This is a genomic window from Solibacillus sp. FSL W8-0372 (assembly GCF_037969735.1).
Classification (GTDB): Bacteria; Bacillota; Bacilli; order Bacillales_A; family Planococcaceae; genus Solibacillus; species Solibacillus faecavium.
Genome location: NZ_CP150204.1, coordinates 3,792,544 through 3,817,627, shown reverse-complemented (window position 1 = coordinate 3,817,627; position 25,084 = coordinate 3,792,544). Strand labels below are relative to the sequence as shown.

Genomic DNA, 25,084 nt, shown 5'->3' with positions numbered 1-25,084 from the left:
TATTGCTTAGCTTAATAAGGAAAGCTCGTCACAATTTTGCGGCGGGCTTTTCTTTATTTAACTTTTAGTGGATGAGAATGTATAATTTTTAAAAGAAATCCACATAAAGAAAAAAGACAGCATTTCGCATGTTGGTGCAAATGTGTTTTTCTAAGGAGGCATATCGATGTCTGAACATTATTATTCAAATAAGCCTCAATCTGAAAGTAAACCACGCCAATGGAAATTTACTTTATTAGGTAATACGTTTACGTTCGAAACGGATACGGGTGTATTCAGTAAAAGCGAAGTAGATTTTGGTTCCCGTGTGCTTATCGATGCTTTTGAAATGCCTGAAGTTGAAGGTGTTTTACTTGATGTAGGCTGTGGCTATGGACCAATCGGATTGTCGATTGCAAAAAACAACCCTGACCGTGAAGTGTTCATGATGGATATTAACTCACGTGCAGTTAGTTTGTCTCAAAAAAACGCCCAACTTAACGGGGTTCAAAATGTACGTATTTTTGAAAGTGATGGATTGGATGCTGTAGATACTAAATCAAAAGTAGCGGCAGTATTAACGAATCCACCAATCCGTGCAGGAAAAGAAACGGTTTTTAAGTTTTACGACCGCGCATATGAGCTGCTTGTGGAAAATGGTGAACTATGGATTGTTATTCAGAAGAAGCAAGGTGCTCCATCGACAATGAGTCATTTAGAAGAAATGTTTTCAGAAGTAGATGTTGTTGAGAAGAAAAAAGGATATTGGATCATTCGTGCAAAAAAATAAGTAAGATCTATATCAAATATTGACTTGACAAATTGAGTGTGATAACATAATAAAATGCAAAATTATTATTTTGAGGTAGTATGCCCTTTTGCATTATTTATTCAAATTTACGGGTATACTTGCTAAGAATAAGTTAAGTTTAACCGAAAATGAGGTTTTAAAAAAGTCTCGTTTTCTTTTTGTCTTTCGAAATCATACACCATTTGTATGTTTTTGCAAAGACCTATTATCGCTTTATTGAGGGGTGAATGAGTTGACAGGTCAACTAGTTCAGTACGGACAACACCGCCAGCGTAGAAGCTTTGCGCGTATTAGTGAGGTGCTGGAACTTCCGAATTTAATCGAAATCCAAACAGCATCTTATGAGTGGTTCCTTGAAGAAGGGTTGCGCGAGATGTTCCACGACATTTCTCCAATCGAGGATTTTACAGGTAATCTTTCATTAGAATTCGTTGATTATACTTTAGGTGAACCTAAGTATGAAGTGGACGAATGTAAAGAACGTGACGTTACTTATGCTGCGCCACTGCGTGTGAAAGTGCGTTTGCACAACAAAGAAACAAACGAAGTTAAAGAGCAAGATGTCTTTATGGGTGATTTCCCGTTAATGACAGAAACAGGCACATTTATCATTAATGGTGCTGAGCGTGTTATCGTGTCTCAGTTAGTTCGTTCTCCAAGTGTATACTTCCACGAAAAAACGGATAAAAACGGTAAAAAAGGCTTTGGTGCTACAGTTATTCCTAACCGTGGTGCATGGCTAGAATACGAAACAGATGCAAAAGACGTTGTCTATGTACGTATCGATCGTACACGTAAGTTACCGGTAACGGTACTTTTACGTGCATTAGGTTTCGGCTCGGACCAAGAAATTTTAGATATCATTGGTGACAATGAGTATTTACGTAACACGTTAGAAAAGGATAACACAGAAGGTACTGAAAAGGCTCTTCTTGAAATCTATGAACGTTTACGTCCAGGTGAACCACCGACAGTTGAATCTGCGAAGAATCTATTATATTCTCGCTTCTTTGATGCAAAACGCTATGATTTAGCGAATGTTGGTCGTTACAAAATGAACAAAAAGCTTCACATCAAAAATCGTTTATTCAACCAAACGATTGCAGAAACATTAGTAGATCCTGATACAGGGGAAATTATTGTTGAAGCAGGTACATTATTAGACCGCCGTAATCTTGATAAGTTAATCCCTTATTTAGAAAGTGGTGTAGGATTCCGTACATTAAACCAAGTTGGTGGCGTATTGGAAGATGACATTACAATCCAGTCGGTTAAAATCTTTGCACCAAATGATGAAGCACAAAAAGAAATTAATGTTATTTCAAACGCTTATGTAGATGAAGAAGTGAAAAACATTACACCGGCCGATGTATTGGCTTCTGTATCGTACTTCTTCAATTTATTATATGACGTTGGTAACACAGATGATATTGACCATTTAGGTAACCGTCGTTTACGTTCTGTTGGTGAGTTATTACAAAACCAATTCCGTATCGGTTTATCTCGTATGGAACGTGTTGTACGTGAGCGTATGTCAATTAATGATACAGCGGCAATCGTACCACAACAGTTAATCAATATTCGTCCGGTTATTGCATCAATTAAAGAGTTCTTTGGTAGCTCTCAATTATCTCAGTTCATGGACCAAACAAACCCGTTAGCAGAGTTGACGCACAAACGTCGTCTATCTGCATTAGGACCGGGTGGTTTAACACGTGAGCGTGCAGGTATGGAAGTGCGTGACGTTCACTACTCTCACTATGGGCGTATGTGTCCAATCGAAACGCCAGAGGGACCAAACATCGGTCTTATCAACTCTTTATCTTCATTCGCAAAAGTTAACAAATTTGGATTCATCGAGACACCTTACCGCCGTGTTGATCCGGAAACAGGTGCTGTTACGAAAGAAATCCATTATTTAACGGCTGATGAAGAAGATAACTATGTAGTTGCACAAGCAAACTCTATTTTAAATGATGATGGTACATTCGCTAACGAAGAGGTTGTAGGACGTTTCCGTGGCGATAACACAGTATTTACAAGAGACCGCATCGACTATATGGATGTATCACCAAAACAAGTAGTATCTGCTGCCACTGCATGTATTCCGTTCTTAGAAAACGACGACTCAAACCGTGCGTTAATGGGAGCGAACATGCAACGTCAAGCTGTTCCGTTATTATATCCAAATGCACCATTCGTTGGTACGGGTATGGAGCATGTTGACGCGCGTGATTCAGGTGCTGCTGTTGTAGCAAAATATGACGGTATTGTAGAACATGTAGAAGCACGTTCAATCCATGTACGTCGTATTGAGTTAGTAGATGGTAAAGAAGTTAAGGGTGACTTAACTAAATATAAATTACAAAAATTCATTCGTTCTAACCAAGGTACATCTTATAACCAACGCCCAATCGTAAAAGTTGGCGACCGTGTAAAACCTCGTGATATTTTAGCTGATGGTCCTTCAATGGAAAAAGGCGAATTAGCACTTGGTCAAAACGTACTTGTTGCGTTTATGACATGGGACGGCTTCAACTACGAGGATGCTGTAATTATGAGCGAACGCCTTGTAAAAGACGATGTATATACTTCTGTTCATATTGAAGAATATGAGTCGGAATCTCGTGATACTAAGCTTGGACCTGAAGAAATCACACGTGACATTCCAAACGTAGGGGAAGATGCACTTCGAAACCTAGATGATCGCGGAATTATCCGTATCGGTGCGGAAGTACGTGACGGTGATATTTTAGTAGGTAAAGTTACGCCTAAAGGGGTTACAGAGTTAACTGCGGAAGAGCGTTTATTACATGCTATCTTTGGTGAAAAGGCACGTGAAGTACGCGATACGTCTCTACGTGTACCACACGGGGCTGGCGGTATCATTTTAGATGTTAAAGTATTCAACCGTGAAGACGGTGACGAATTACCACCAGGTGTAAACCAATTAGTTCGTGCTTATATTGTTCAAAAACGTAAAATTCGCGTTGGTGACAAGATGGCCGGACGTCACGGTAACAAAGGTGTAATTTCACGTATTTTACCGGAAGAGGATATGCCGTTTATGCCAGACGGAACACCAGTAGATATCATGCTTAACCCACTAGGGGTACCTTCACGTATGAACATCGGACAAGTACTGGAGCTGCATTTAGGTATGGCTTCACGTTACTTAGGCATTCATATGGCTTCACCAGTATTTGATGGTGCCAACGAAGCTGATGTTTGGGAAACGATGGAAGAAGCTGGTATGAACCGTGATGGTAAAACAATTCTTTATGATGGACGTTCAGGTGAGCCATTCGATAACCGTGTTTCTGTTGGTGTCATGTATATGATTAAACTAGCGCACATGGTTGACGATAAACTTCACGCACGTTCAACTGGACCTTACTCATTAGTAACGCAACAGCCGCTTGGTGGTAAAGCACAATTCGGTGGTCAGCGCTTCGGTGAGATGGAGGTTTGGGCACTTGAAGCATACGGTGCTGCTTACACGTTACAAGAGATTTTAACTGTAAAATCAGATGACGTTGTAGGTCGTGTGAAAACATACGAAGCTATTGTAAAAGGTGAAAGTGTTCCAGAACCAGGTGTACCAGAATCATTCAAAGTATTAATTAAAGAACTTCAATCATTAGGTATGGATGTGAAGATGCTTACAATCAATGACGAGGAAGTAGAATTACGCGACCTTGACGATGAGGAAGAAGTAGCTCCACCAGCTTCAGAAGCTGGACGCCCATCTGATGATAAAGAAGAAGACCCAGTAGAATCATTTGAATAACTTCAATTGAATCGGGCAGGTATATGCCCTGCCCGATTTTTCTTATGTTTTAGATGCAAGTTTCATTATGGCCTAATATGAAATTTTGTAAGTGTAGAGCTACATTAAAAGTCATTTACGACTTATAACTAAAGGGAGGTAGGCTCCTTGATCGATGTTAATGAATTTGAATATATGAAAATTGGTTTAGCTTCACCTGACAAGATCCGTTCTTGGTCATATGGAGAGGTTAAAAAACCAGAAACAATTAACTACCGTACATTAAAACCAGAAAAAGATGGTCTATTCTGCGAACGTATTTTTGGACCAACAAAAGACTGGGAATGTCACTGTGGTAAATATAAGCGTGTACGATACAAAGGTGTCGTTTGTGACCGTTGTGGAGTAGAAGTTACACGTGCAAAAGTTCGTCGTGAGCGTCAAGGTCACATTGAGCTGGCTGCACCAGTATCACATATTTGGTACTTCAAAGGTATTCCAAGCCGAATGGGTCTTATTTTAGATATGTCTCCACGTGCATTGGAAGAAGTAATTTACTTCGCTTCTTATGTAGTAATCGAGACAGGTCAAACGTCTCTAGGATACAAAGACTTACTTTCCGAAAAAGAATATCGCGCATACCGTGAAAAGTATGGTAACGAGTTCGAAGCGGCAATGGGTGCTGAAGCTATTAAACGTCTTTTAGAGAAAATTGATTTAGAAGATGAAACACAAGTTTTAAAAGAAGAGCTAAAATCTGCACAAGGCCAACGCCGTACACGTGCGATTAAACGTCTTGAAGTAGTAGAGTCATTCCGTAACTCTGGCAATAAACCGGAGTGGATGATTTTAGATGTACTACCAGTAATTCCACCAGAGCTTCGTCCAATGGTGCAATTAGATGGTGGTCGTTTTGCCACTTCTGACTTAAATGATCTTTACCGTCGTGTTATTAACCGTAACAACCGTTTAAAACGTTTACTTGACCTTGGTGCACCAAGCATTATCGTTCAAAACGAAAAACGTATGTTACAAGAAGCGGTTGACGCATTAATCGATAATGGTCGTCGTGGTCGTCCAGTAACAGGTCCTGGTAACCGTCCTTTAAAATCACTTTCACACATGCTGAAAGGTAAACAAGGTCGTTTCCGTCAAAACTTACTTGGTAAACGTGTAGACTATTCTGGTCGTTCGGTTATCGTAGTAGGTCCAAATCTAAAAATGTATCAATGTGGTCTTCCAAAAGAAATGGCAATTGAATTATTCAAGCCTTTCGTAATGAAAGAACTAGTTGAGCGTGGTTTAGCTCACAACATTAAATCAGCAAAACGTAAAATTGAGCGTTTACACAATGAAGTTTGGGACGTTTTAGAAGATGTTATCCGTGAGCATCCGGTATTACTTAACCGTGCACCGACGCTTCACCGTCTTGGTATCCAAGCATTCGAACCAACATTAGTAGAAGGTCGTGCAATCCGTCTTCACCCATTAGTATGTACAGCTTACAACGCTGACTTCGATGGTGACCAAATGGCCGTGCACGTTCCACTATCAGCTGAAGCACAAGCAGAAGCTCGTTTACTTATGTTAGCAGCTCAAAACATCCTTAACCCGAAAGACGGGAAACCAGTAGTAACACCATCTCAAGATATGGTATTAGGTAACTATTACTTAACACTTGAGCGTGAAGGTGCTCGTGGTGAAGGCTCTGTATTTTATGATTCAAACGAAGTGTTAATTGCCTACCAAAATGGTCACGTACATTTACACTCTCGTATTGCGATTAAAGCGAGCTCATTAAATAACCCAACATTTACAGAAGAACAAAATAAAATGTTCTTATTAACTACTGTAGGTAAAGTAATCTTCAATGAAATTTTACCAAGCTCATTCCCTTATATTAATGAGCCGACATCAGTTAACTTAGAGCAAAAAACACCTGAGAAATACTTCGTAAACTTAACAATTGACGAAGAGTTACTGAAAGAGATCGAAGCAACAGAAGGCTATGCTGATTTATCTGAAGCAGAAAAAATCGAAGCACAACGCCGCGCTATTTTAGCGAAGCATTTCACAAATATGCCTGTAGTAGATCCATTCCGTAAAAAATTCTTAGGTAATGTCATTGCTGAAGTATTTAAAGAATTCCACATTACAGAAACTTCTAAGATGCTTGACCGCATGAAAAACTTAGGTTTCAAATATTCTACTCGTGCAGGTATTACTGTAGGTGTATCTGATATCGTTGTATTACCAGATAAAGGCGGTATTTTAGAGGAAGCACAAAGTAAAGTAGATAAAGTAATGATCCAATTCCGCCGTGGTTTAATCACAGAGGAAGAGCGTTATAACCGTGTTATTAACGTATGGACAGCTGCCAAAGATGAAATTCAAGGTAAGCTGATGAAATCTTTACAAAAAACAAACCCAATCTTCATGATGTCCGACTCTGGTGCCCGTGGTAACGCATCTAACTTTACTCAGTTAGCAGGTATGCGTGGTCTGATGGCCAACCCGGCTGGTCGAATTATCGAGTTACCAATCAAGTCTTCATTCCGCGAAGGTTTAACAGTATTGGAATACTTCATCTCTACACATGGTGCGCGTAAAGGTCTTGCCGATACAGCACTAAAAACTGCCGATTCAGGTTACTTAACTCGTCGTTTAGTAGACGTAGCACAAGATGTTATCGTTCGTGAAGACGACTGTGGTACTGATCGCGGCTTATTAATCGGTTCATTAATGGAAGGCAATGAAATGATTGAAGCGTTAGACGAACGTATTGTTGGTCGTTACGTGAAGAAAACAGTTCGCCATCCAGAAACAGGAGCGGTTATCGTAGAACGTGATGGTTTAGTAACACAAGATGTTGCTCGTGCAATTGAAGATGCAAATATCGAAGAAGTTACAATCCGTTCAGCATTCACATGTAATACAAAACATGGCGTATGTAAAAAATGTTACGGTATGAACTTAGCTACTGGTGAAGAGGTAGAAGTTGGTGAAGCGGTAGGTATTATCGCAGCTCAATCTATCGGTGAACCAGGTACACAGTTAACAATGCGTACATTCCATACAGGTGGGGTAGCAGGTAACGATATTACACAAGGTCTTCCACGTATCCAAGAGATTTTCGAAGCTCGTAATCCGAAAGGGCAAGCAGTGATTTCTGAAATTACTGGTACAGTTATCGAAATCGAAGAAATCCGTGAAGGTCTAAAAGAAATTACGATCCAAGGTGACGTGGAAACACGTAAATACCAAGCACCTTATAATGCACGCCTAAAGGTAGCTGAAGGCGATACAATTATTGCGGGTCAAACTTTATCAGAAGGTTCGATCGATCCTAAACAATTACTAAAAGTTAAAGACGTATCGACAGTTCAAGAATATCTATTAAAAGAAGTACAAAAAGTATACCGTATGCAAGGGGTAGAAATCGGTGACAAGCACATCGAGGTAATGGTTCGCCAAATGCTTCGTAAAGTGCGTGTAATTGAAGCAGGTGACACAGAGTTATTACCAGGTTCACTGCTTGATATTCACCAATTCTCTGAGGCGAATGTTGATGCCGTTCTTAACGGAAAAACACCAGCAACTTGCCGTCCAGTCATTTTAGGTATTACAAAAGCTTCTCTTGAAACAGAATCATTCTTATCTGCTGCATCATTCCAAGAAACAACTCGTGTGTTAACGGATGCTGCAATTAAAGGTAAACGTGATGAACTTCTAGGTCTGAAGGAAAACGTAATTATCGGTAAACTAGTTCCGGCTGGTACTGGTATGCAACGTTACCGTCAAATTCGCATGGATCAAGAAGGTTCTGCTGAAGTTGTAACAGCTGAATAACAGTCTATCAACAATAGAAATTCCGGTAGAGGTCATTCTCTGCCGGGGTTTTTCTAATAAATATGCCGGAATTAACAATAATCAATATTCTTTCATAAGAAATTGGTTGACAGTATAACTTTGGAATGATAATATATTGAAGGTTGATAGTTAACTGTCTGTACTTAGGAGGATATGTAAATGTCTTACGATCAAGTAAAACAGGCCAGTAAAACAATCATAGGTATAAAGCAAGCAGTGAAAGCAATGTATGCTGGACAAGTATCAGCTCTTTTTGTCGCAATCGATGCAGACAAGTGGGTTACCGATCCGGCCATTCTTCTCGCGAAAGAAATCGGTGTACCAGTTTATTATGTCGATTCTAGAAAAGAACTTGGTAAAGCTTGCGGCATTCATGTTGGAGCTGCAGTTGTTGCGATTACTGCGATGTAGTTTTTGTGTAAAATACACAAAGACTTTGTTTTTACCCAAAAAATGAACCACCTGGATGTGTGGTATTGAAACAAGGAAAAAATGAAGGGAGGACAAATCGATGCCTACAATTAACCAATTAGTACGTAAGCCTCGTCAATCTAAAAACACGAAATCAAAATCTCCAGCGTTAAACAAAGGATATAACTCATTTAAAAAATCTTTAACTGACGTTAAGTCTCCTCAAAAACGCGGAGTTTGTACTCGTGTTGGTACAATGACACCACGTAAACCGAACTCGGCTTTACGTAAATATGCTCGTGTACGCTTAACTAACCAACTTGAGGTTACTGCGTATATCCCAGGTGAAGGTCACAACTTACAAGAACACAGTGTAGTTCTTATCCGTGGCGGACGCGTAAAAGACTTAGCTGGAGTACGTTACCACATCGTTCGTGGTGCACTTGATACAGCTGGTGTTAACGGTCGTTTACAATCTCGTTCTAAATACGGTACTAAACGTCCAAAAGAAAAAAAATAATTTAAGTTTAAATAGACAACGATTTGAAAGGAGGAAAACACATGCCTCGTAAAGGTCCTGTTTCCAAACGTGACGTGTTACCAGATCCAATTTATAATTCAAAACTAGTAACTCGTTTAATCAACAAAATGATGATTGATGGTAAAAGAGGTACTTCTCAAAAGATTTTATACGGAGCTTTTGAATTAGTTCAAGAGCGTTCGGGTCAAAATGCTTTAGAAGTATTTGAAGCTGCTTTAAACAACGTAATGCCTGTACTTGAAGTACGTGCTCGTCGTGTTGGTGGTTCTAACTACCAAGTACCAGTAGAAGTTCGTCCAGAACGTCGTACAACTTTAGGTTTACGTTATTTAGTAAACTACGCTCGTCTTCGTGGAGAAAAAACGATGGAAGAGCGTTTAGCTAACGAAATCTTAGATGCATCTAACAACACAGGTGCTTCAGTTAAGAAACGTGAAGATATGCACAAAATGGCAGAAGCGAACAAAGCATTCGCTCACTACCGTTGGTAATTTGATCTATGCTCTAGCTTGCTAGAGCTTAGGTTTTTTACCCACTTATACAGCTAACCCAATATGGAAGGAGAAATTTCCTATGAAACGCGAATTCTCTCTAGAGAATACACGTAATATTGGGATCATGGCTCACATTGATGCTGGTAAAACAACAACAACTGAGCGTATCCTTTATTACACTGGTAAGATTCATAAAATCGGTGAAACTCATGACGGCGGATCTCAAATGGACTGGATGGAGCAAGAACAAGAGCGTGGTATCACGATCACTTCTGCTGCAACAACAGCTCAATGGAACGGTCACCGCATCAACATCATCGATACTCCTGGACACGTAGACTTCACTGTAGAAGTAGAACGTTCTTTACGTGTACTAGATGGTGCTGTAACAGTATTAGATGCTCAATCAGGTGTTGAGCCTCAAACTGAAACAGTATGGCGTCAAGCTACTACGTACGGGGTTCCTCGTATCGTATTCATCAACAAAATGGACAAAATGGGTGCAGACTTCTTATATTCTGTAGGAACTTTACACGATCGTTTACAAGCGAACGCTCACCCAATCCAATTACCAATCGGTGCTGAAGACGAGTTCTCAGCTATCATCGACTTAATCGAAATGAACGCTACGTTCTACGGTAACGAAGAGGGTACTGCAGTAACTGTTGGAGAGATTCCAGAATCTCATAAAGCACAAGCCGAAGAGTACCGTGAGAAGTTAATCGACGCTGTTGCAAGTGTTGATGAAGAGCTTATGGAAAAATACTTAGAAGGCGAAGAAATTTCTAATGAAGAATTAAAAGCGGCTATCCGTAAAGCTACAATCGCGGTAGAATTCTACCCTGTACTTTGTGGTACAGCATTCAAACACAAAGGTGTTCGTAAAATGTTAGATGCTGCTGTTGATTACTTACCAGCTCCAACTGATGTTCCTGCTATTAAAGGTACTGATGTTGACGGCGAAGAAGAAATCATCCGCCATTCTTCTGATGAAGAGCCATTCTCAGCTCTTGCATTCAAAGTAATGACAGACCCATTCGTAGGTAAGTTAACATTCTTCCGTGTGTACTCAGGTACATTGGATGCAGGTTCTTACGTACAAAACTCTTCTAAAGGTAAACGTGAACGTGTAGGACGTATCCTACAAATGCACGCTAACTCTCGTGAAGAGATTGGAAAAGTATTTGCTGGTGATATCGCTGCGGCTGTAGGTCTTAAAGATACTACAACAGGTGATACTCTATGTGACGAGAAAAATCTTGTTATCTTAGAATCAATGGATTTCCCAGAACCAGTTATCTCTCTTTCTGTAGAACCAAAATCTAAAGCTGACCAAGATAAAATGGGTCAAGCTTTACAAAAATTACAAGAAGAAGATCCAACTTTCCGTGCTCATACTGACACTGAAACAGGTCAAACAATCATCTCTGGTATGGGTGAGCTTCACCTTGATATCTTAGTTGACCGTATGAAACGTGAATTTAAAGTTGAAGCTAACGTGGGTGCTCCAATGGTATCTTACCGTGAGACATTCCGTAGCGAAGCTAAAGTTCAAGGTAAATTCTCTCGTCAATCTGGTGGTCGCGGTCAATACGGTGACGTAACGATCGAGTTCTCTCCAAATGAAGAGGGTAAAGGTTTCGAATTCGAAAACGCTATCGTTGGTGGTGTTGTACCTCGTGAATACATCCCTGCAGTAGAAGCGGGTCTACGTGACTCTCTTGACCGCGGTGTAGTTGCTGGTTACCCATTAATCGACATTAAAGCGAAATTAGTATTCGGTTCTTACCATGATGTTGACTCAAGTGAAATGGCGTTCAAAATTGCTGCATCTATGGCACTAAAAGAAGCAGCTAAAAAATGTAACCCAGTTATCCTTGAGCCAATGATGAAAGTAGAAGTTGTAATTCCAGAAGAGTACCTTGGTGATATTATGGGTAACATTACTGCTCGTCGCGGACGCGTTGAGGGTATGGAAGCTCGTGGTAACTCTCAAGTAGTACGTGCTATGGTACCACTATCTGAAATGTTCGGATATGCTACAACTTTACGTTCTGCAACTCAAGGTCGCGGTGTATTCTCAATGGTGTTCGATCACTATGAAGAAGTACCAAAATCAATTGCAGAAGAAATCGTTAAAAAAAATAAAGGTGAATAATTGAAATTTCACCTTGCATCAAGTATAAATAATTTGTAAGCTATGATTGACTGACTAGAGATGGGGCCCGTTGATAGTCAGCAATCTTAGAATAAATTTTAAAAAATAAAACATATCTCTGAGGAGGCATTTTCTAATGGCTAAAGAAAAATTTGACCGTTCAAAAACGCATGCTAACGTTGGTACTATCGGACACGTTGACCATGGTAAAACTACATTAACTGCTGCTATCGCAACAGTTCTTTCTAAAAAAATGGGTGGAGTAGCTAAATCTTACGCTGACATCGATAACGCTCCAGAAGAAAAAGAGCGCGGTATCACAATCAATACTTCACACGTTGAGTATGAAACAGAAACTCGTCACTATGCACACGTTGACTGCCCAGGACACGCTGACTATGTTAAAAACATGATCACTGGTGCTGCACAAATGGACGGCGGTATCTTAGTAGTATCTGCTGCTGATGGTCCAATGCCACAAACTCGTGAGCACATCTTACTTTCTAAACAAGTAGGTGTTCCTTACTTAGTAGTATTCATGAACAAATGTGATATGGTAGACGACGAAGAATTATTAGAATTAGTTGAAATGGAAATCCGTGACTTATTATCTGAGTACGACTTCCCAGGCGACGATCTTCCAGTAATCAAAGGTTCTGCTCTTAAAGCTCTTGAAGGAGAGCCAGAGTGGGAAGAAAAAATCGTTGAATTAATGAACGCTGTTGATGAGTACATCCCAACTCCAGAACGTCAAACTGACAAACCATTCATGATGCCAGTAGAGGACGTATTCTCTATTACTGGTCGTGGTACAGTTGCAACTGGTCGTGTTGAGCGTGGACAAGTTAAAGTTGGTGACGTTGTAGAAGTTATCGGTATCGATGAAGAAGCTAAAACTACAACTGTAACTGGTGTAGAAATGTTCCGTAAATTATTAGATTATGCTGAAGCTGGTGACAACATCGGTGCTTTATTACGTGGTATTGCTCGTGAAGATATCCAACGTGGTCAAGTATTAGCTAAACCAGGTTCAATTACTCCACACACAAACTTCAAAGCTGAAGTTTATGTTTTATCAAAAGAAGAGGGTGGACGTCATACTCCATTCTTCTCTAACTACCGTCCTCAGTTCTACTTCCGTACAACTGACGTAACTGGTATTTGTATGTTACCTGAAGGCGTAGAAATGGTTATGCCTGGCGATAACATCGAAATGACTGTAGAGTTAATCGCTCCAATCGCTTTAGAAGAAGGTACTAAGTTCTCTATCCGTGAGGGTGGCCGTACTGTAGGCGCTGGCGTAGTAGCTTCTATCCAAAAATAATTTTAGCTAATGGCTAATTGTTTAAACACCTTGCAGGGACGCTTGCAAGGTGTTTTTTTATTTACCTTATAACTTAAAAGCATAATGTTTATTCGAATTATGTATTTTATTTATACCCCCTCTTTCTATTATAATGAAAACAAGAACAGGGGATTCTTATTTATTTTTAAATATGAAGGGGGATATATTTATGACAAATTATGTACAGGTGGGGAATTTACAAGTAGCAGATGTATTGCTTCAGTTTATTAATGAACAGGTGCTACCAGACAGTGGCGTCGAGCAACAAGTATTTTGGGCCGGTTTCGATCAATTAATTCACGAGCTGGCACCAGAAAATAAAGCGTTACTTGCACACCGTGATCAATTGCAGGATAAAATTAATCAGTGGCATAAAGAAAACAAGGGGAATTTTGAATTTGACAGTTACAAAGCTTTCTTAGAGCAAATCGGTTATGTTGAGCCAAAGGTTGAGGATTTCCGTGTAGAGACAGAAAATGTAGATGAAGAAATTGCTTTCCAAGCGGGTCCACAATTAGTAGTACCGGTAAGTAATGCACGTTATGCCATTAATGCAGCGAATGCACGTTGGGGAAGTTTTTATGATGCATTATATGGGACTAATGTTATCAGTGATGAAGATGGTGCAACTGCAGGGAAAGGCTATAACCCGATTCGTGGGAACAAAGTAATTGAGTATGCAAAAAATTTCTTAAATCAGGCTGTTCCGTTATTAGATGGTGCTTCACATAAAGAAGCAACTCATTATGCAATTGTAGAAGGCACATTACAAGTAACATTAAATAACGGCGAAAAAACAACATTAGCAAATCAGGAAAAATTAGTTGGCTACCAAGGTACAGCTGAAGAACCAACTGCAATTTTACTTAAGAATAATGATTTACACATAGAAATTCAAATCGACCGTAACCATCCAATAGGAAAAGATGATGCCGCTGGTGTAAAGGATATTTTCCTAGAGTCTGCTATTACAACGATTATGGACTGTGAGGATTCTGTTGCAGCAGTAGATGCAGAAGATAAAGTTGAAGTATATTCAAATTGGTTAGGTTTAATGAAAGGTGATTTATCGGCAACATTTGAAAAAGGTACAAAGACAGTGACTCGTACTTTAAATCCAGACCGTGAATATACAGGTTTAAATGGTGATACAGTTACTTTAAATGGACGTTCATTAATGTTTATTCGGAACGTGGGCCACTTAATGACGAATCCGGCTATTCTCGATAAAGATGGTGGCGAAGTACCTGAGGGAATTATGGATGGGGTTTTGACGAGCTTAATTGCTAAGCATGAAGTAATAGGAAATGGTCAATATAAAAACTCACAAAAAGGCTCTATTTATATTGTAAAACCAAAAATGCATGGGTCTAAGGAAGTTGCTTTCGCTAATAAATTATTTGATCGGATAGAGGATTTAATCGGGTTGTCGCGCTATACTTTAAAAATTGGTGTAATGGATGAAGAACGTCGTACGTCGCTTAACTTAAAAGCATGTATTCGTGAAGTGAAAAATCGTATTGTATTCATTAACACAGGCTTCTTAGATCGTACGGGCGATGAAATTCATACATCGATGGAAGCGGGGCCAATGATCCGCAAAGGTGAAATGAAAACATCTACTTGGTTAACTTCTTATGAAAAATCAAATGTTGTCGTTGGTTTAAATACAGGATTACAAGGCCGTGCGCAAATAGGTAAAGGAATGTGGGCAATGCCGGATCTAATGGCGGAAATGATTGAGCAAAAGATTAATCATCCAAAAGCAGGTGCGAATACAGCCTGGGTACCATCTCCTACAGCAGCTACCTTACATGCAACACATTATCATGAAGTAAGTGTAAAGGATGTTCAAAAAGGTATTTCAACTTCAGAAGAATTACAAGATGCTATTTTAGAAATTCCGGTTGCTGCAAATACGGACTGGACAGCGGAAGAAATTCAGCAAGAGCTAGATAACAATGCTCAAGGAATATTAGGATATGTGGTACGTTGGGTAGAAAATGGTGTTGGTTGCTCAAAAGTGCCGGATATTAATAATATTGGCTTAATGGAAGACCGTGCAACTTTACGTATTTCAAGTCAGCATATTGCAAACTGGTTACACCACGGCATTTGCACAAAAGAACAAGTGGAAGAAACTTTAAAACGCATGGCAAAAGTGGTAGATGAGCAAAATGCAGATGATCCATCATGTACGTCAATGTCAGCAAACTATGAGGAGTCTGTAGCTTTCCAAGCAGCAAGTGATTTAGTGTTTAAAGGTTACGAACAGCCAAACGGTTATACTGAGCCGATTTTGCACAAAAAACGAATTGAAGCAAAAGCAAAACAAAAAGTAAACGCATAATATTTTCTGAGTTACTGCTATCTTTAGCGAGATAGCAGTATTTTTTTATAGTTCATGGTCATTTTTATGGTTAAGGAGCAGCATCTAGAAATGTCTATATAAAACGGTTGCCTAGAGAATGAATATTTCTAGGCAACCATTTTATTGTAAAACATATTCATGTGCGAGTTTGATAAATTCACGTACTGAAAAAGGTAAGTATTTATTTTTCTTCCATGTTATACCGAGTTCTAGATGAATCGCTTCTTCTTGAAAAGGAATACGCTTGATGGATTTGTACGGAATCTTCTCAGCTAACTTTTCTGGTAGTAAAGCAATACCAAGCTTTGCCTGAACCATTTCTATAAAAAAATCTTTTTGGGTCGTTTCACAGGCAATCATCGGGAAAAAACCATTTTTTGAACACTCTTCAATAATTCGATCGTATAAAATAAAATCTTTCCTATATATAATAAAACTCTCTTCAGCTAAATCTTTTAATTGTACTTTTTGCTTTTGAGCAAGTGGATTACTTTCATGTACGATTAAAAGTAGTGGATCTTTTAAAAATCGGATTGTCTCCAAATTTTCATTCGACGATGTCACACTACATACTAAACCAATATCCAGCTCGCCTGATTCAATTTCCTGACGGATCCGCTTTGTACCTACTTCTGTTAATAAAATTTCAATGTATGGATAAAGCTCTTTGTAATAGCTAATTAATCTGGAGAAAAATTCAGCGCCGACAATTGGTGGAATGCCGATCCGAATTTGCCCCTTTTTTAGTTGCATTAAATCGGTTAGTTCTGAGCGCAAGTTTTGAAAGGATTCGAGTACTTGCATTGAATTAATGAGTACCGCTTGACCGGCATCCGTTAGTTCAAGCTGTTTTGATGAACGGTAAAATAACGGCACACCAAGTTCAGCTTCAAAGTTTTGAATTGCTTTACTAATAGATGGCTGCGATACATGCAATGTAGTAGCTGCTTTAGTAAAACTTAAATGTTTTGCTACTTCCACAAAGTATTCAATTTGGCGTATATCCATAGTTTCACCTCTTCTGGTGTAATTGAATTGATTATAGCAAAGTTTAGAAGTAGTGGCGTATTAGTTTTTGTATAATGGTAGTAGGTAAAAGGAGTGAAATGGATGAAGGTGCTACTCATTGAAGACGATGTTTCAATTTTTGATGTAATTTGTGAGCGTTTTGCCCAGTGGAATATAGATGTAATCGGTCCGGAAGATTTTCAGCATATAATGGTAACTTTTAAAAAAGAGGGGCCACAGCTCGTTATTATTGATATTCAACTTCCGGCATTTGATGGCTTTCATTGGTGTCGCGAAATTCGGGCAGTATCAAATGTGCCTATTTTATTTCTTTCTTCACGTGACCATCCAATGGATATGGTTATGGCTATGCAAATGGGTGCAGATGACTTTGTTCAAAAGCCATTTCATACAGAAGTTTTAATTGCAAAAGTACAAGCATTACTACGTCGGGCTTATAATTACCAGGAAACAATTCAGAGTGATATTGAGAAATGGAATGGAGCGGAAATTCATTATGATCGGGCGATGGTTCATTTTATGGGTGAACGTGTTGAGCTAACGAAAAATGAATTGTTTATTTTAAAGGTGTTGGTAAAGGCTAGGGGACAGATTGTTTCCCGAGATGAGCTGATGCGTAAATTATGGGATGATGAACGATTCGTAAATGATAATACATTAACTGTAAATGTAAACCGATTAAGACAACGTTTAGAGGATATTGGGATATTAGAGGGCATTATTACTAAAAAAGGGCTAGGCTACATGGCGGTGGATGCATGATTTCACTGTTTATAAGACAATATTTTTCGACCATACTGTTTGTTGCTGTACTTCAGCTTATTATAAATTTAATTATATTTGTCGATAAAGGATTTGAAGGTGTTTCCTTTTTTTATGTAAACATTGTATGGTTTGCACTCGTTGTTGGTTATTTTAGCTGGCGTTTTATGAAAGATAGACAAATGATGAAGGCCTATGCAAAACACAAAGGTAATTACATGGCAGTTATTCATGAAGAGTATGAAGAACAACTAGCAAGAAGGAGTGCTCAAGTGCAAGAGCAAAAGCTGCTAGTACTTGAACGACAGGATGAGTTTTTAGCATGGGTGCATGAAATGAAATCCCCTTTAACCGCTATGCAATTGTTAATGGAAAAGATTGAGGATAATGAATTAAAGGAACGTATGGAAAATGAGTGGCTACGTCTTTATTTATTATTAGATCAACAGCTTCACGCAACCCGTCTGATGACAATCGAACTCGACAATCGAATCGAAAAAGTTGACGTCAAAAGTGTTATTATACAAGAAATAAAAGCACTTCGCAGCTGGTGCTTTGAAAAACAAATAGCTATAGAGCTTGATATTGAAAAGATGACAGTTCAATCTGATGCAAAGTGGCTTGGATTTATCGTACGGCAAATTTTATCCAATGCAGTAAAGTATAGTGACGTCGGAGGAGAAATCAGGGTACTAGCACGTATGATAGATGAACAAGTTGTATTGGAAATCCAAGATGACGGAATCGGAATAAAAAGTGAAGATTTACCTCGTGTTTTTCGTAAATCCTATACCGGAACTATTGGTCGGGAAACAAGTGCAGCAACGGGAATGGGGTTGTATTTAGCTAAGCAGGCAGCCGAATCACTGCATGTTCTTCTCACAATTAAATCAACCGAAAATATCGGTACTTCCGTAAAAATTACTTTCCCAAAACCGAATAGTTATCATAAAACGCTTGGAATGTGACGAACTTGTCATTTACCGAGCGTTTTTGTCATGTAAATCAAACGATTAAATAGGGCAGAACTTGTAAAATGAACATAACAAGAAAGGATGGGAACAATGAGTATTCTAATCGCACGTAAAGTTCGAAAAACATACGGTAAGCGTTCGCTTGCACAGGAAGTATTAAAGGGGATTGATTTAGAAGTAGAAAAAGGTGAATTTGTTGGGATTATGGGTCCTTCAGGTTCAGGGAAAACAACGTTATTAAATGTACTTTGTTCAATAGATCAAGTAACAGATGGATTTGTGGAAATTAACGGGCAAAAGTTACAAGGGATGAAAGAGCGTACACTAGCAAAATTTCGACGCGACGAGCTCGGTTTTATATTCCAAGACTATAACTTACTCGACACATTGACTGTGAAGGAAAATATTCTATTACCGTTATCGCTTAGCTCTATTCCAAAAGCGGCTGCAGAAAAACGGTTGCAGGATCTCGTATCCATTTTGGGTATCTCGGATATTTTATCGAAGTATCCGAATGAAATTTCAGGTGGTCAGAAACAGCGTACATCTGCTGCACGTGCACTAATATCTAATCCTTCGTTAGTATTTGCCGATGAGCCAACAGGAGCACTTGATTCAAAGACAGCTACTGCACTACTCGATAATTTATCGGAAATTAATGAAGCAAAAAATGCAACGATTATGATGGTTACACATGATGCAGTCGCGGCAAGTTTCTGTTCACGTGTACTGTTTTTAAAAGATGGTCAAATTTATACGGAGTTGTACAAGGGCGATAAATCCCGCACAGAATTTTTCCAACAAATTTTAAATACGCAAAGTGTTTTAGGCGGTGAGCAAGGTGAAGCTTAGTCAGCTCGTTTTTAAAAGTATGCAAAAAAACATGCGTCACTATTATTTATACTTTTTTGCACTAATTTTTAGTGTGACACTGTTTTTCTCTTTTGTAACATTACAATATAATGAATCGATCATCGCAGCAACAAAAGCGAGCGGTACAGCTTCATCAGGTTTTGAAGCTGCATCGTATATGCTGTATTTTATTGTGTTATTCTTTGTGCTTTATGCCAATCACTTATTCATTAAGCGCCGGAGCAAGGAAATTGGTCTGTACCAGCTTATCGGTATGACAAAAGGACTTGTAACACGCTTAATTGCCTTTGAAAATATATTACTATTTATCGGAGCAGTAAGTATCGGAATGGTATTAGGGTTACTGAGCTCACGACTGTTCGCAATGATTTTGCTGAAACTTTTGCAATTTGATGCAGTAGTAACAATGACTTTTAGTAAAGTAGCGGTTGTAAATACTTTGATGGTATTTGGGATTTTATTAGTTATTATTTTAGTTCAAATGGCGTTTATAGTTCGTAAAACAAGTTTACTTTCTTTATTTAATGCTTCTAAACAAGCAGATGAGCGTGTAAAACGTTTTAGTGTATTCCCGATGATGATGGGGGCGATTGGCCTCGGCTTAATAATTTATGGATATTATAGAAGTACTGTATTGTTTACAGGGCAAACGACAAATTTATTTGTAAGCATGGTTGTTATTTTAGCGACTACAATTGGCGGCACATATCTAGTGTTTCGTTTTTCAGTAGCATTTTTGTTGAATTTATTCCGTCTTACAAAAAAGGGACATTTAAATTTAACGGATGTACTGGCACTTACACCAATTATGCATCGAATGAAAGGTAATGCTAAATCCTTAACGCTTATTACAGTATTAACAGCGGTGTCACTTGCAATAACAACACTTTCGTATATTAGCTATTATTCAGCTAGTAGTTCTGCAGAGGATGAAGTGCCGGCAGATTATATAGCTGTAGATGGGCGTGAAGAGCCATTCATTCAGGCGCTTGAGCAAGAAGGAATAGCATTTGAACAAAAAACGTTTAGATTAACAAGTGCACAATTTGATTTGGCTACAATACTTTCAGGTGATGTAATAGGTATGTTTCAAGGTAATACATTATCAGATGCCTTGATACTTCCGCTTTCAGATTATCACCAGCTTGATCCTGAAGTACAGCTCAACAAAGGTGAGGCAATTATTACAGGCTTCAGCGGCTTTCAATCGAATATAATGCCAATTGAAGCACCGAATGACTTAACTCTTTTACATCAGGAAAGTGAATTCCCGCTACGTATTCAAGAAGTGAATGATACAGCTGTACTAGCATGGAGGGTTACGGCAGGTGGATTTATTGTTGTTGTTGAGGATAGTGTTTTTAATCAGCTGCAACAATTAAATAGCGAATACGCAATTGGTTATTCAACACAAGAGCAAACAACGATTAATTTAACAAATGCCGATGAAGAAACATATAAGCAGGTGGAAAAGCTTTATAAACAGACAGGTGCGAATGTATTATTTGAATCTCATGAAGGCAGTACAGTAAATAAATTAAGTTCACAGCAGTCCACGGTTGAATACAATTTAAATCTTTACGGTACAACAATTTTTACAACAGCATTTTTAGGCTTGGCTTTTTTACTTGCCACAGGTAGTATTCTTTACTTTAAACAAATGTCTGAGGCAGATGAAGAGGCAGAATCATATAGAATTCTCCGTAAAATTGGTTTCACACAGGATGAATTATTACGTGGCATTATGATGAAGCAGCTATTTAATTTTGGTGTTCCATTGCTTATTGGCTTACTGCACAGCTATTATGCTGTAAAATCAGGCTGGTTTTTATTCGGTACAGAAATGACAACCCCACTTCTAATTACAATGAGTTTATATATTGCGATGTATATTATATTTGCATCATTAACGATCAGTTATTACAAAAAAATAATTAAACAAGCTTTATAATACTCAAAACCGTCAATTTTTTCTTAATTGACGGTTTTATTTTGTCCTAAAATATTGACTCGATAGTAGATTTCTTGTAACTTTAACACATTAGTAATTTAGCAGACGAAAGTGAAGTGTACAACATGAATGCTGTTTTAATAGCGGTTGGGGTTATGCTTATTTTAAGCCTACTGCGTATAAATGTCGTTTTATCTCTAACAGTAGGGGCTGTCATTGGTGGTCTTGTTGGAGGATTAAATTTAACTGATACAATAGAAGCCTTTGTAGGGGGACTAGGAGGCGGTGCAAATATAGCGTTGAGCTATGCACTACTTGGAGGCTTCGCATTGGCCATATCCCGTACAGGTATACCAGAAGTGCTAGTAAAGGCAATTTTAAAAGTAGTACAACGTGAGGGCGACTCACAAAAGCAAGGTGCCGCGAAAGCATTGATCTTCCTAGTATTACTAGCGATGGCCATTATGTCGCAAAACCTAATTCCAGTGCATATTGCTTTCATACCATTAATCGTTCCACCACTGATTAAAGTAATGAACATGCTGCAAATCGATCGTCGTTTAATTGTATGTATTTTAACATTTGGTTTAGTTATGCCCTATATGTTTATTCCTGCAGGCTTCGGCTTACTTTATCAAGGTATAATCGTGGAACAGCTTGGTTTAGCTGGTCTTGAAATTTCTTTAAGTGATGTTCCAAAGGCGATGGCTTTCGTAGCAGTGGGAATGGCAGTAGGTCTTATCGGCGCATTTTTTGCTTTCCGTAAACCACGTCAATATGATGACTTAAAAGTAGAAGTAACGAGTAGTTTAGATAAAGAAGTAAATACATTACATATACTGTTTGCTGTAGTTGCATTAATTGCTTCTATAATAGTGCAAGTTATGACTGATTCAATGATTATCGGGTCGCTTGTCGGTATTATGGTTTTGTATATAACAGGTGCATTAAAAGTGAAAGAAGCCGACGAAGTTCTTTCGGATGGTATGCGCATGATGGCATTCGTCGGCTTTGTAATGATTTCAGCAAATGGCTTTTCAGCAGTGATTAATGCAACAGGGGATGTAGAAACATTAGTTACTGGAGCGATGACTATTTTTAATGGGAATGTAAGTATTGCTGTATTAGTAATGCTCATTGTCGGTTTAATCGTAACAATGGGAATTGGTTCTTCATTTGCAACAATACCGATCATCGCAGCAATCTTTGTTCCGATTGCAATGGAACTAGGTCTAAGTGAATTAGCGATTATTTGTCTAATTGGTACTGCAGGTGTACTAGGAGACGCTGGTTCACCAGCTTCCGACTCAACGCTAGGACCGACAGCAGGGCTAAATGTGGATGGTCAGCATAACCACATTTGGGATACGTGTGTTCCAACATTTATCTTCTATAATATACCGCAAATCATTTTTGGATGGATTGCAGTTGTTTTCTTCCTATAGTATGTCGCCACTTTCATTTAATTGAAAGTGGCTTTTTTTAGTTAAACAAAACAATTGTATTTTCTGAATATTTTATTTAAAATAGATTCTTCTCTTAATAGTTGCTTTCAAGTTAATACTCTTATATACTAGAAAACGGCTCAAAAAGAGCGAACGCATTTAATTAAAAACAAAGAACGAAACATTATTTAAAAGAATTTTGCTAAAACACTTGCGAACTTCTTTTTTATTGTATATAATGTTGAATGTTGGTCTTTGACTGCGATGAAGCGAGAGGTTGCCGACACACCCGGCCGCTTTGCCATGGCGGTGTGTAGGAGAAATTTTCGTGGAGAATGTCTAGAAAATAGGCGAGAAGGAGGGAAAGTAATGGCAAAACAAAAAATTCGTATTCGTTTAAAAGCGTATGATCACCGTATCCTTGATCAATCTGCTGAGAAAATCGTTGAAACTGCGAAACGTTCAGGTGCTGGAGTATCGGGTCCGATCCCACTACCAACTGAAAGATCTGTATACACGATCTTACGTGCGGTTCATAAGTACAAAGATTCTCGTGAGCAATTTGAAATGCGCACACACAAACGTCTTATCGACATCGTTAACCCGACACCACAAACTGTTGATGCGTTAATGAAGCTTGATTTACCATCTGGCGTTGATATCGAAATCAAACTTTAATGGTAAAAACACAATATAAATCTTTTTCTCAAAATTTACAGGAGGTGTGACAAATGACTAAAGGAATCTTAGGTAGAAAAATTGGCATGACTCAAGTCTTTGCTGAAAACGGCGATTTAATCCCAGTAACAGTTATCGAAGCTGCTCCAAACGTAGTTTTACAAAAGAAAACTGTTGAAACTGATGGTTACGAAGCGATCCAATTTGGTTTTGAAGACAAGCGTATTAAGCTTTCTAACAAACCAGAGCAAGGACACGTAGCTAAAGCAAACACTGCTCCTAAGCGCTTCATCCGTGAGTTCCGCAACTTAGATGCTGCAGCTTACGAAGTTGGTCAAGAAGTCAAGGTAGAAATTTTCGCTGAAGGCGATGTAATCGATGTAACAGGTGTAACAAAAGGTAAAGGTTTCCAAGGTGTTATTAAACGCCATGGTCAATCTCGCGGCCCTATGTCTCACGGTTCTCGTTATCACCGTCGTCCAGGTTCAATGGGTCCAGTAGCTCCGAACCGCGTATTCAAACAAAAGAAATTACCTGGTCAAATGGGTGGCACAGTTGTTACTATTCAAAACCTTGAAATCGTTAAGGTTGATGCAGAGCGCAACTTACTACTTGTTAAAGGTAATGTTCCTGGTTCTAAAAAAGCATTAGTAACAGTTAAGACTGCTATTAAATCTAAATAATTTTCTCAAGAAAGGAGGAAACAGGAATGACAAAGGTTTCAGTACTTAGTCAAACAGGTGCTTCAGTTGGTGAAATCGAATTAAACGATGCGATTTTCGGAATCACACCAAACGAAGCTGTATTATTCGACGCAGTTGTTGCACAACGCGCATCTCTACGTCAAGGTAATCACAAAGTTAAAAACCGTTCAGCAGTTGCTGGTGGTGGTCGTAAACCATGGCGTCAAAAAGGAACTGGTCGTGCTCGTCAAGGTTCGATCCGCTCTCCACAATGGCGTGGCGGTGGTGTTGTATTCGGTCCTACTCCACGTAGTTACGCTTACAAACTACCTAAAAAAGTTCGTCGCTTAGCGATTAAGTCTGCTTTATCTACGAAAGTATTAGAGCAAAACTTAGTAGTACTTGATGCATTATCATTTGATGCACCAAAAACAAAAGATTTCAAAGCAGTATTAGCTGCATTAGAAATCAGCAAAAAAGCATTATTCGTAACTTCTGAAGTTAACGAAAACGCAATTTTGTCTGCTCGTAACATCCCTGGTGTTACAGTGTTAACAGCTGAAGGAATCAACGTATTAGACTTATTAGGTCATGATAAAGTTGTATTCACTCAAGATGCTGTAAAAAAAGTTGAGGAGGTGCTTGGATAATGGAAGCACGTGATATCTTAAAACGTCCGGTCATTACTGAGCGTTCTTCAGAAATTATGGCAGAGAAAAAGTATACTTTCGAAGTAGACACTCGCGCTAACAAAACTCAAGTTAAAGATGCTGTTGAAGAAATCTTCGGCGTTAAAGTTGAGAAAGTAAACGTTATGAACTACAAAGGTAAGTTCAAACGCGTTGGTAAATTCGGTGGATACACTAACAAACGTCGTAAAGCGATTGTTAAATTAACTGCTGATTCAAAAGAAATCGAATTATTCGAAATCTAATTTCTA

The 25,084-nt window shown here is 38.7% G+C and carries 19 protein-coding genes; 18 read left to right on the top strand and 1 reads right to left on the bottom strand.

All coding sequences use genetic code 11. The features are described from left to right. The first annotated feature begins 166 nt into the window (after window positions 1-166). The 9 genes from MKY13_RS19510 (at window position 167) to MKY13_RS19470 (ending at window position 15,728) form a co-directional block, all read left to right on the top strand. Window positions 167-769 (top strand): class I SAM-dependent methyltransferase, encoded by a 603-nt coding sequence (locus tag MKY13_RS19510; RefSeq protein ID WP_191701141.1) that lies wholly within the window; start codon window positions 167-169, stop codon window positions 767-769. Between the two features lie 253 nt (window positions 770-1,022). Continuing rightward, window positions 1,023-4,580: a DNA-directed RNA polymerase subunit beta gene (gene rpoB / locus MKY13_RS19505; RefSeq protein ID WP_191701142.1), complete on the top strand. Its 3,558-nt coding sequence runs from the start codon at window positions 1,023-1,025 to the stop codon at window positions 4,578-4,580. A 147-nt stretch (window positions 4,581-4,727) separates the two neighbouring features. Further along, on the top strand, window positions 4,728-8,408 hold the full coding sequence (rpoC, locus tag MKY13_RS19500; protein ID WP_191701143.1) for a DNA-directed RNA polymerase subunit beta': 3,681 nt from the start codon (window positions 4,728-4,730) through the stop codon (window positions 8,406-8,408). 180 nt (window positions 8,409-8,588) lie between these two features. Continuing rightward, on the top strand, window positions 8,589-8,840 hold the full coding sequence (locus MKY13_RS19495) for a ribosomal L7Ae/L30e/S12e/Gadd45 family protein (protein WP_191701144.1): 252 nt from the start codon (window positions 8,589-8,591) through the stop codon (window positions 8,838-8,840). 100 nt (window positions 8,841-8,940) lie between these two features. Further along, window positions 8,941-9,360 (top strand): 30S ribosomal protein S12, encoded by a 420-nt coding sequence (gene rpsL / locus MKY13_RS19490; RefSeq protein ID WP_191701145.1) that lies wholly within the window; start codon window positions 8,941-8,943, stop codon window positions 9,358-9,360. 41 nt (window positions 9,361-9,401) lie between these two features. Next, window positions 9,402-9,872, top strand: coding sequence for a 30S ribosomal protein S7 (gene rpsG / locus MKY13_RS19485; RefSeq protein WP_191701146.1), 471 nt, complete (start codon window positions 9,402-9,404; stop codon window positions 9,870-9,872). Between the two features lie 82 nt (window positions 9,873-9,954). After that, window positions 9,955-12,033: an elongation factor G gene (fusA, locus tag MKY13_RS19480; RefSeq protein ID WP_191701147.1), complete on the top strand. Its 2,079-nt coding sequence runs from the start codon at window positions 9,955-9,957 to the stop codon at window positions 12,031-12,033. Window positions 12,034-12,169: 136 nt separating this feature from the next. Further along, the gene (gene tuf / locus MKY13_RS19475) at window positions 12,170-13,357 is read left to right on the top strand and encodes an elongation factor Tu (protein ID WP_191701148.1); all 1,188 of its coding nucleotides are present in this window, start codon (window positions 12,170-12,172) and stop codon (window positions 13,355-13,357) included. A gap of 190 nt (window positions 13,358-13,547) precedes the next feature. After that, window positions 13,548-15,728: a malate synthase G gene (locus MKY13_RS19470; protein WP_339214524.1), complete on the top strand. Its 2,181-nt coding sequence runs from the start codon at window positions 13,548-13,550 to the stop codon at window positions 15,726-15,728. Window positions 15,729-15,869: 141 nt separating this feature from the next. Here MKY13_RS19470 and MKY13_RS19465 read toward each other — a convergent pair whose 3' ends face one another. Further along, window positions 15,870-16,757, bottom strand: a complete 888-nt coding sequence (locus MKY13_RS19465; RefSeq protein WP_191701150.1) for a LysR family transcriptional regulator — start codon at window positions 16,755-16,757, stop codon at window positions 15,870-15,872. A gap of 102 nt (window positions 16,758-16,859) precedes the next feature. Between MKY13_RS19465 and MKY13_RS19460 the strand changes: the two genes are divergently transcribed. The 9 genes from MKY13_RS19460 (at window position 16,860) to rplW (ending at window position 25,078) form a co-directional block, all read left to right on the top strand. Continuing rightward, the gene (locus MKY13_RS19460; RefSeq protein ID WP_191701151.1) at window positions 16,860-17,540 is read left to right on the top strand and encodes a response regulator transcription factor; all 681 of its coding nucleotides are present in this window, start codon (window positions 16,860-16,862) and stop codon (window positions 17,538-17,540) included. Next, window positions 17,537-18,508, top strand: a complete 972-nt coding sequence (locus tag MKY13_RS19455; RefSeq protein WP_191701152.1) for a sensor histidine kinase — start codon at window positions 17,537-17,539, stop codon at window positions 18,506-18,508. The genes MKY13_RS19460 and MKY13_RS19455 overlap by 4 nt, the downstream gene beginning before the upstream one ends. A 96-nt stretch (window positions 18,509-18,604) precedes the next feature. Then, window positions 18,605-19,366: an ABC transporter ATP-binding protein gene (locus MKY13_RS19450; protein WP_191701153.1), complete on the top strand. Its 762-nt coding sequence runs from the start codon at window positions 18,605-18,607 to the stop codon at window positions 19,364-19,366. Window positions 19,367-19,385: 19 nt separating this feature from the next. Continuing rightward, the gene (locus MKY13_RS19445) at window positions 19,386-21,338 is read left to right on the top strand and encodes an ABC transporter permease (RefSeq protein WP_225231332.1); all 1,953 of its coding nucleotides are present in this window, start codon (window positions 19,386-19,388) and stop codon (window positions 21,336-21,338) included. Between the two features lie 125 nt (window positions 21,339-21,463). Beyond that, window positions 21,464-22,783: a Na+/H+ antiporter NhaC family protein gene (locus tag MKY13_RS19440; RefSeq protein ID WP_191701155.1), complete on the top strand. Its 1,320-nt coding sequence runs from the start codon at window positions 21,464-21,466 to the stop codon at window positions 22,781-22,783. Window positions 22,784-23,152: 369 nt separating this feature from the next. Next, window positions 23,153-23,461, top strand: a complete 309-nt coding sequence (rpsJ, locus tag MKY13_RS19435; protein WP_008406970.1) for a 30S ribosomal protein S10 — start codon at window positions 23,153-23,155, stop codon at window positions 23,459-23,461. 53 nt (window positions 23,462-23,514) lie between these two features. Continuing rightward, window positions 23,515-24,144 (top strand): 50S ribosomal protein L3, encoded by a 630-nt coding sequence (rplC, locus tag MKY13_RS19430; RefSeq protein ID WP_191701156.1) that lies wholly within the window; start codon window positions 23,515-23,517, stop codon window positions 24,142-24,144. A gap of 26 nt (window positions 24,145-24,170) precedes the next feature. Continuing rightward, window positions 24,171-24,794 carry a 50S ribosomal protein L4 gene (gene rplD / locus MKY13_RS19425; RefSeq protein WP_191701157.1) on the top strand — a complete coding sequence of 208 codons (624 nt, stop codon included), beginning with the start codon at window positions 24,171-24,173 and terminating at the stop codon, window positions 24,792-24,794. Further along, complete coding sequence (gene rplW, locus MKY13_RS19420; protein ID WP_008406966.1) at window positions 24,794-25,078, top strand: 50S ribosomal protein L23; 285 nt, start codon at window positions 24,794-24,796, stop codon at window positions 25,076-25,078. The genes rplD and rplW overlap by 1 nt, the downstream gene beginning before the upstream one ends. Window positions 25,079-25,084: the final 6 nt, after the last annotated feature.